Below are 9,336 nucleotides of genomic sequence, written 5' to 3'. Positions count from 1 at the left end.
TGCCATAAGCTCTCCTGACGACGCTGGGATCCACCTTAATGGCCCTCTCGAGCAGTTTCACAGCCACCTCTATAGGGTTCTCCAGCCTCTCGGGGGGGCAGCCCCTTATGGCCATCTCGAGGGGCCCGCCCTCAACTGGGATCATGCCCGGGGAGTCCAGAAGGTAGAGGCTCCTCTCTATCCTGAAAAGTTGAAAGGTCCTCGTGTAACCCGGGTTCCCGGGGATCGGGCTGGTGGAGGCCGAGGACCTCCCCTTCAGGACATTTATTATGGAGCTCTTTCCTACCTTCGGGAACCCCGCCACCAGCACAACGGCCGGCGACTCGGTCGCCTCCTTCTTCAGGAACCTCCTCAGCCTCATGGTCCCCATCCTCTCCCTTGCGCTGACGTAAGTGGCCCTCAGCCCCTCCCCCTCGAACACTCTAACCCACTCATCCAGGACCTGCCTTGGGACGAGATCGGATTTGTTCATGACAAGGACCACCTTCCTTCCCATAGATGATGCCATCTCCTCCAGCCTCCTGCTTCTCGTGGTCCATGGATCCCTCGCGTCCAGGACCTCGAGCACCAGATTGGATCTCGAGATAGCACCCCTTATCTCGCTCCAGCCCGCTAGCCTCATCCCTCAACGACCCTGAGATGTTCCCTTTTCCAGAATCGCCCGCTATCTAAGTTTTATATATTTTCATCCTCAGGGATCGACCGATTCAGATTGATGAGCATAGTGATACCAACTTACAACGAGAGGGAGAACCTGAGGGAGCTCCTAACCAGGGTGAGGTCCTCGCTGGGGGATGCCGATTACGAGGTTATCATAGTCGATGACAGCTCGCCCGACGGCACGGCTGATGCCGCCCTGGAGCTCTCCAGGGAGTTCCCGGTGAGGCTCATTTTGAGGGCGGGAAGGATGGGCCTCTCCTCGGCGGTCATAGACGGTTTCAGGGCGGCCAGAGGGGAGATCCTCTGCGTGATGGATGCGGACCTCCAGCATCCCCCAGAGCTGCTCCCGGAGCTCTACAGGGGAGCATCGAGTCACGACATAGTCATAGCCTCGAGGTACGTTAAGGGCGGATCCGTTGAGGGATGGAGCCTCCTCAGGAGAATCATCTCCAGGGGATCGATAGTGCTCGCGAAGCTCCTGATCCCGAGGGTGAGGGGTATCGGGGACATCTCCTCAGGCTACTTCGCCATCAGGAGGGAGTGCTTGAGGCTGGATGACTTGAATCCGAGGGGTTTCAAGGTGCTACTGGAGCTGCTGGTCAAGGGGAGTTACTCCAGCGTCCTCGAGATACCCTACAGATTCGGTCTCAGGAGATCTGGGAGATCCAAGCTGGGCATGAGGACCATACTCAGCTACCTGCTCCACGTTCTCGAGCTCTCCTCACCCTTCCTGAGGTTCGCCATCGTGGGGGCCTTGGGCGTCGTTGTCAACCTTCTCTCGCTGTGGCTGATGAGGTACTCTCTCTCCTTGGAGCATGAGGTGGCCTCTTTGATCGCCATAGAGGTCTCCCTCATGAATAACTTCCTCCTTAACGACATCTGGACTTTCAGGAGGAGGAGAAGGGGCGGGTTCCTTAGGTCGCTCCTGAGCTACCACCTGACCAACTCCATCGGATTGATGACGCAGTTCACGGTATCCTCAGCGGCCCACAGGCTGCTTGGGCTTGAGTCAGTGCTCTCGCAATCGATAGGCATACTGCTCGGATTCATAGCGAACTACTCACTGAGCAGGAGGATGGTGTGGATCCATGATGATTAGATCCTTCTACCTCGGCCTCCTCATATCCCTCCTCATCTCCGTGTCTTTCGCCCTCTACGCCTACAGCGAGGCCTCCTCCCCCAAGTACAGGGGGGACTCCTACTACGTCAGCGATGAGGTATGGTACGTCACATCCTCCAGGAACCTTCTGCACGAGATATTCGGCCTGAAGCCCAGGTACCCCTCTCAGGGCTACGTTCACATGACTTTAGCCTTCGGTTCCGAGAGGGAGCTCATCGAGAGCTACGGATGGCTCAACGAGACCCTCAGGTCCCTGGGCGGGAGTGTCTTGAGGTCCAACTACACCTCCACTGGCGACAGGATACCGGCCGTCTGGGTGAGGGTCCCGGAGTCGAGGGCGGAGGAGCTCGAGAGGGAGCTGGGCGGAAGGGTCAAGGTGAGGTACGGATTCGAGTACCCGTCCAAGGCCGGCATAGTGGACTACCTGAACCTGGAGCACCCTCCCCTCGGCAAGTACATGATGATGCTCTCGATGATGATACTGGGGGATGAGCCGATCGGTTGGAGGGTCCCGGGAATACTGGAGGGCTCAGCGCTCATAGTAATAGTCTACCTCATAGTCCGCAGGATCCTTAACCCATTCTGGGGAGTCCTAGCTTCCATCTCACTAGCCCTTGATCCGATGCTTCATGCAATGAGCGTTGTGGCCATGCTGGACATTCATCTGGCTTTCTTCACAGGACTGACTCTCCTGTTCGCCGTGGAGGACAGGCCCCTGGCCGCCTCCATCGCCTCCTGGCTCGCCTTCTCCGTGAAGTTCAGCGGTCTGTTCGCGGTCCTCTTCACCTACCTCTACATCAGGATCTACAGGAGGGAGGGCCCGGTCAGATCCGCCCTCCTCTCCCTGATCCCGAGCATCCTCTACCCCCTGATATCGCTGCCCCTGATCGTTCACCTGGGTTTGGGGAGGTGGATCAGCGAGAACCTGAGCGCAATGGCATGGCACACGACCAGCAGGGGAAGCGGGCCTGTTCCCTCACCCCCTTGGGCCTGGTTCCTCAACTTAGCGCCAATGGCATTGCACATAAATCCGGACCTCTTGGCGAGGGTTAACACGGTATCTTACGCTTTCTCCGGGGCCTTCACGCTCCTCCTGCTTCCCCTCCTCGCGAGGAGGGAGAGGAGTTACCTGCCGATGATGATGATACTCTCCATAGTGACCGGTTACACTCTAGTCTACATTGCTGGGAACAGGACGCTTTACAGCTTCTACGCCATCCAGCTGGCTCCCTCAGTCGCGTCATCCTTCGCGATCTCGATGTTCTACCTGGTGATGATGGAGGATGAGCTCAACGATCTGGTGGTGGGCGGCTGGAGGGGCATCCTGAGGAGGCTCCTAGAGAGCGAGCCGAGGCTCCCTGAGGAACTGAGACCCCTTGAGATCATATCTTGGGGAGGTAGGGGCCACTACTTTCTCTCCATGGTAGCTGCCGTGCTCCTCTCCACCTTGATGCACTCCAGCCTCGGCATCCCGGGTAGCCCGGTATACATGCTCGAGGAGAGGGACTTCGGTCTTTCAAGTCAGCTCAGCAGACTTCTCATAAGCTCCTCGGAGAGCCTCATCCTTAGAGAGCTCCTCTTCTGTTCAATAGCCCTGATATCCATCCTTATCATATCCCTGGATCTCCTGGAGCTGGGATTGAGCTCTCAACCCATGGTGATATCCCTCATAGTGCTCTCAGGCTACGATTGGGGCCTCCTCTCATTGGCTCTCGCTTTGGAGTCCCTGATACTCTCGAAGAGGGGAAGGCCCATTCTGTCGGCGATGCTTCTTGCCATATCGGCTTCTTTGAACCCCCTGAACTTCCTCCTGTTTCCCACACTTCTGGGGAGGTCTGGGATCAGGAGTTCCCTCCTCTTCCTCGGGATCTTTATCCCCCTATCCCTCCTGAGTCCCGAGTGGCCCGGTGAGAGCGTGGGAGGATTGCTCAGCCCCTTGATCGGTGATCAAGCCCCTATCCTCGCTCTAATGATCTCAGCCGCTCTAACAGCCTACCTCACGAGGTTCGACCGTCTCTGGAGCTCCGCTATTGGGATTGGCCTCATGACCCTCCTGGCTGGGTTGAAGCCATCCTGGGGGCTGATTGAGGTCGCATTGCTATCAGGATCCCCAGTGCTCCCGCTGATGGAGCTCCTCCTCTCTCACTCCCTTCTCTCCTACAGCAACCCATCGCTCCTCTCCTCGGCGCTGCTCAAGTGCAGCGCCAGAAGCCCCAGGGATGTCTGCTCGGATCCCTACATAGCGATCACGCTCTTCTCGCTGATCTCAATTTACCTGGGGGCGAGGAGGATTTTCCAGAAGCGCCTGGAGCTCTCACCCATTGTTGAAAATACTGATTAATATGCTTCAATTGTAAAAATTTTTAAATAAATATCCGATTTGCCTGAATCCATTAGATGATAGCGCGCCCTTCCCCCGCGAGGAAAGTTTTATTATTTTACGATAATGGAACTTGGAGGGTGTCCCATGGAGAGTTTGGATAAGCTTTTCATTCCATCATCGATAGCCATCATCGGGGCATCGAAGGACCCCAACAAGATAGGTTCCCAGATATTGAGGAATGTCGTGGAGTACGGGTTCAAGGGAAAGGTTTACCCGATAAATCCGACGGCTGATGAGATAATGGGTCTGAAATGCTACCCTAAGGTGTCCGATGTCCCGGATGGCGTCGATGTCGCCGTCATATCCATACCCTCGGATAAGGTCCTTAGCGCGATAGAGGACTGCGGCAAGGCGGGGGTGAGGTTCGCCGTCGTCATAACATCAGGTTTCAAGGAGGTGGGAAACGAGGAGCTGGAGGAGGAGCTCGTCAGGAGGGCTCACAGCTACGGTATCAGGGTGCTGGGCCCCAACATATTCGGTTACGTCTACACTCCCAGCAGGTTGAACGCCTCCTTCGGGCCAAAGGATGTGATATCCGGTAACGTCGCTTTCATCTCCCAGAGCGGGGCTCTGGGAATAGCCCTAATGGGTTACACGATCGTTGAGAACATAGGGGTCTCTGCCATCGTCAGCGTCGGCAACAAGGCCGACATAGATGACGTTGATCTCCTCGATTTCTTCGACAGGGACCCGAACACCGGCGTGATAATGATATACCTTGAGGGGCTGGCCCCTGGGAGGGGTAGGAAGTTCATAGACGTGGCTGCCAGGGTCAGCTCGAGGAAGCCGATAATAGTGATAAAGGCCGGGAGGACCGAGGTGGGGGCCAGAGCAGCAGCAAGTCACACCGGCTCCATGGCAGGGAGCGTAGCCATATATGAGAGCGCCTTCAAGCAGAGCGGAATCCTGATGGCTAAGAACGTCGAGGAGGCTTTCGATTGGACGAAGGCCCTCGCCTGGAACAGGGTTCCGGAGGGCGAGAACCTAGTCGTGATCACGAACGGGGGAGGGGCCGGTGTCCAGTCAACGGACACCTTCGCAGATAACGGGATATACCTCGGGAGACCCCCTGAGAGCCTGGTGCAGGAGATAAGGAGGTTCACACCTCCATTCGCCTCCTTCTCCAACCCGATAGACATGACGGGGATGGCCACGGATGATTGGTATCATAGAGCAACACTGGCCGCCCTGAAGGACCCTGAGGTGCACGCAGTGACCATACTATACTGTCAGACCGCTGTGACAACTCCAATGGGCGTTGCCAAGGGGATAGTGGATGCCGTGAGGGACTCCGGGAACTCCAAACCGATCACCGTGGGGATGGTGGGCGGGCCTGAGGTCATGGAGGCAGTCAGCTTCCTGAACAAGCAGAGGATCCCAGCTTACCCCACCCCTGAGAGGGCCTCTGCCGCCATGTCCTCGCTCTACGCCTACGCAAGGTCAAGGGAGTACGTCATGAGGAGCCTGATGATTCACTGATACCCCAAGGTGAGGTCGATGGTCACGGTGGTCAGCAGGATATCGGAGGATGTGACCCTCTTCAGGATCCTGAACAAGACATCGAAGAGGTTCGAGAATTTCTGGCCGATACCCAGGGGAACCTCCTACAATTTTTACTTAGTGAGGGGTAAAGATGGAACGGCTTTGATAGATGGCGTTGACGCGGCCTTCTCAAAAGAGTTCTTCGAGGCCCTTGAGAGGGAGATAAGCCCGGAGGATCTGGACTACATCATAACGCAGCACTCGGAGCCGGATCATTCCGGGACAATAGCTGAGCTCATGAGGAGGGCCCCAAAGGCCACGCTCCTGGGGACGAGGCAGGCCATAAGCATAGGCGAGTCGCTAGCCGGCTACCCAGCGGACAGGGCCAGGGAGGTGAGGGATGATGAGAGGCTCGACCTGGGAGGGAGGACCCTCAGGTTCCTGATAACTCCCATGATCCACTGGCCTGACACTATGATGACCTACCTGGAGGAGGAGGCCATCCTCTTCACCTGCGACCTCTTCGGATCCCACCTAGCCAGCGAGAGGATCTACTTCGATGAGGACAGCTTCGAGTTGGCCGATTACTACGCATCGATACTCATGCCCTACTCCGGGATGGTCGAGAGGGCCCTGTCCAAGGTGAGGATGCTCAGGCCCAGGCTCATAGCCCCGAGCCACGGGGCCCTTCATAGGGATGTGGAAGCCTTATTGAGGATCTACGAGGGCTGGGTCTCCTGGAGGCCGAGCGGAAAGGTCCTCATCCTAGTAGGCAGCCAGTACGGTAACACGGAGGCGTTGGCCCGGGAGGCAGCTAGGGGCGTGGAGGAGGAGGGCCTTGAGGCCGTCATCGTTGACAGCGCTGAGGCCCAGCCGGACGATCTGCTGGCGCTCACGCTTGAATCCGCTGCCATCCTCATAGCGTCGGCTACCCACAACGGGAGGCCCTTCCTGGGGATCAGATACTACCTGGATCTCTTGGAGGAATACAGACCTAAGAACAAGGTTTCAGCGATAATTGGGACCTTTGGATGGGGAGGAGGGGCTTTAAAGTTCATCAGGGATTCCCTTGAATCCCTGAAGATACCCGTAGTTGGCGAGATCGAGGTGAGGGGGAGACCGAGGGAGGAGGATCTGAGGGAGGCGAGGGAGCTCGGGAGGCTCCTGGCCATCGAGGCCAAGAAGACCATGGCCAGTGTTTAGCCCCTGGATACCTCTTGGAAGATCCTCTGAAGCTCCCTGAGGACTATGAACGGGTGCTCCCTCAACCTGCTCCTATCCAACCCCCGCTCCAGGGCCAGGAATGACTCCAGCAGGGCCAGGCCCCTGGCCACCCCGCTGAGCCTGCCGGCGGGACCGATGATGAGGAAGTCGGCCCCTCTCATCCTGAGGTATGCGAGCACGGCTGTAAGCATGGGATGGGCCTCTTCACCGAACCTCCTCCTGCTCAGGAAGGAGAAGGCGTTCGCCGGCGCGCAACCCACCCTGTAGCCCCTCTCCTTGAGGAAGCTCATCGCATCAGCCGCCAAGGAGACCGAAGCTGGGTCTAGCACGACCACATCGACCAAGAACTCCTCCACCCCGGCTCTCTCCGCCTTAGGGATCAGCTCCTCCTCGAGCATCCTCAGCTTCACCTCCCTCCTCATGCTCCCCAGCGCATCCCTCGGGTCGAAGGCAACCAGAACGGCCGATTTTATCCCGGACTCCCTTATGGCGGACAGCTCCTCATCCCCTGTATCCCTGTATATTGCGTTGGCCACCGAGATGTCCTCGATCCCGAGCTCCCTGGCCTTCCTGTAGGCCCGGATCCTCACCTCGGGGCTCAGGCCGTCGATGAAGACTGGGACCCCGAACTGGGAGGCGAACTTGAGATAGGGCTCGGCCGCCCCGGCTGAGGATATGATCACATCGAGTGCGTAAGGTATGTGAAGCTCCCTCGAGGACCTCAGGTCCATCTCCACCAGCCTCCTCTGCCCCTCCTCATCGAAGATCCCGAGATCATGATCCTTCACCCTCAAATCCCCCTTATAGAAGATGGATGAAACTATAAGGACGAGTCCCTCCCTCAGCATCCCCATAAGATCACCTTAGAAGTTCGATCGCTCTTGATATCCCCTTAGGAGAGCTTATTATCACGCCCGCCACCTTGGGGATCCTCCCGAGCTCCCTCATGAGCTCCCTGCAATCAACCCTCTTAACATCCGTTATCCCCATCTCCCTGAGCACGCTGGCCTCTAGCTCCTCGATCCCCGGCATCACCATCGCGTACACCGGAATCCCGCCCAGGAAGTCGATGAGCCCCTCTATTTCCTCGGCCGATTGGATAGGTTGAGTGACGACGAAGTCAGCCCCGGCCTCTATCTTTGCCCTCAGGGCTTCACTAGGTTTGATCTGGGAGGCCACACCCACCCTGATCCTGATCCCATGCTCCTTGATCAGCCTTATCGCTCTAACGGGATCCAGATCTGTTGGCGATCCTATGGACGGTGGATCACCCCTCACCAGGACCACCCTCCTTACCCCGACCTCCTGAAGGGCCATCATCTCCGAGAGGAATCCGAGCTCACTCCTGTCCATGACCCTGTAGTTGGGGACAGCCTCCACTCCCAGGCCCCTGGCCACCACCGAGAGCGGTAGGGGGGATGGGGTCAACCTCCCGAAGGGGCATTCGGGAATGGATATGAAATCTGCGAGTCCCATGACCCCAGAAATATGCTTTAAGAACTTCTGAAAGCTTGAAGGAACTATCTCCACTCCTATTTCCACACTAATCCCCCCGGGCCCTCGCGCGGGTTGAGGAGTAGCGAGGCTTTAGAGGGAACCTCGATGCCAGAGACACGAGCCTAGATCCTCCGGGATGGCTCACTCCGTCTCGGATCCCAATCCCCCCACCGGCTTTGGTGGCGGTGCGCTAACGAAGATTAATAAATGCTTCTTGCGGTCACAGCTAGGTGTAGGAGTTGGTCAGGAAGCAGGACCCTGGGAGGGATGATGAGAGGGAGAGCCGCGATGTGACGCTCATAGTGGCCGATATAATAAAGCAGGCTGATTTTGGGAGAGGAATAGTGAGGCTGGATCCCGAAATAATGAAGCAGCTTGAACTGACGAGCGGTGACTACGTGAGGATCTACGGCTCCAGGGTGACGCACAGCAGGGTCATGCCATCCGTCAGCATGGACGTGGGGACCAGGTACATAAGGATGGACAAGATAGTCAAGGGGAATGCCGGGGTCAGGACTGGAGATAAGGTTAGGGTGAGGCCCGTTGATGTAGGAGAGGCATCTAAGGTCGTCTTAGCCCCACAGGATCACATGATAAGGGTTGCACCTGACTTCCACACGTGGGTCAAGAGGAGGCTCCTGGACTTCGCCGTGACCAAGGGCGATATAGTCCTGATCCCCATATTCCAGAGGTTCATATCCCTAGTCATCGTCAGCGTGACCCCTGGCACCTATGGGAAGGTGGGTCCCAACACTATAATAGAGGTGAGGGAGTCTCCAGTTGAGCTTGCTAGGATAGTCCTCCCGACCGTCACCTATGAGGACATAGGAGGACTGAAGGATGCGATACAGAGGATAAGGGAGATGGTGGAGCTCCCACTGAGGCACCCTGAGCTGTTCAGGCACCTGGGCATAGATCCACCGAAGGGAGTCCTCCTCTACGGCCCTCCCGGAACAGGGAAGACCCTGCT

At 57.3% G+C, this 9,336-nt stretch carries 8 protein-coding genes; 5 read left to right on the top strand and 3 right to left on the bottom strand.

Annotation, left to right across the window (positions count from 1 at the left end):
* Positions 1 to 622: GTPase RsgA (locus BA066_05135; GenBank protein ID RDD53308.1), on the bottom strand; the 622-nt coding region annotated here is incomplete at its 3' end.
* A 90-nt stretch (positions 623 to 712) separates the two neighbouring features.
* On the opposite strand from BA066_05135, the gene BA066_05130 reads away from it, so the two are divergent.
* The 4 genes from BA066_05130 to BA066_05115 all read left to right on the top strand — a co-directional run bounded on the left by BA066_05130 (position 713) and on the right by BA066_05115 (position 6,848).
* The gene (locus BA066_05130; protein ID RDD53307.1) at positions 713 to 1,759 is read left to right on the top strand and encodes a glycosyltransferase family 2 protein; all 1,047 of its coding nucleotides are present in this window, start codon (positions 713 to 715) and stop codon (positions 1,757 to 1,759) included.
* Entirely contained in the window at positions 1,749 to 4,121 is a 2,373-nt protein-coding gene (locus BA066_05125; protein RDD53306.1) for a hypothetical protein, read from the top strand. The genes BA066_05130 and BA066_05125 overlap by 11 nt, the downstream gene beginning before the upstream one ends.
* Before the next feature lie 126 nt (positions 4,122 to 4,247).
* Positions 4,248 to 5,642, top strand: a complete 1,395-nt coding sequence (locus tag BA066_05120) for an acetyl CoA synthetase (GenBank protein RDD53305.1) — start codon at positions 4,248 to 4,250, stop codon at positions 5,640 to 5,642.
* An 18-nt stretch (positions 5,643 to 5,660) separates the two neighbouring features.
* Positions 5,661 to 6,848, top strand: a complete 1,188-nt coding sequence (locus BA066_05115; protein ID RDD53304.1) for an FprA family A-type flavoprotein — start codon at positions 5,661 to 5,663, stop codon at positions 6,846 to 6,848.
* On the opposite strand, the gene BA066_05110 is transcribed toward BA066_05115, so the two are convergent.
* Together BA066_05110 and BA066_05105 are read right to left on the bottom strand one after the other, a co-directional pair.
* A complete protein-coding gene (locus BA066_05110; GenBank protein RDD53303.1) occupies positions 6,845 to 7,723 on the bottom strand; it encodes a hypothetical protein in 879 nt (292 codons plus the stop codon). The two genes, BA066_05115 and BA066_05110, sit on opposite strands and share 4 nt — an antisense overlap.
* A 4-nt stretch (positions 7,724 to 7,727) precedes the next feature.
* Positions 7,728 to 8,345 carry a hypothetical protein gene (locus tag BA066_05105; protein RDD53302.1) on the bottom strand — a complete coding sequence of 206 codons (618 nt, stop codon included), beginning with the start codon at positions 8,343 to 8,345 and terminating at the stop codon, positions 7,728 to 7,730.
* A gap of 260 nt (positions 8,346 to 8,605) precedes the next feature.
* Here BA066_05105 and BA066_05100 point away from each other — a divergent pair.
* On the top strand, positions 8,606 to 9,336 hold a 731-nt coding region (locus BA066_05100; protein RDD53301.1), incomplete at its 3' end, for an AAA family ATPase.

The sequence above is a fragment of the Candidatus Korarchaeota archaeon NZ13-K genome, assembly GCA_003344655.1.
Taxonomy (GTDB): Archaea; Korarchaeota; Korarchaeia; order Korarchaeales; family Korarchaeaceae; genus Korarchaeum.
The sequence above is the reverse complement of the archived record's forward strand: the minus strand, read 5'-3'. Positions and strand labels throughout refer to the sequence as shown.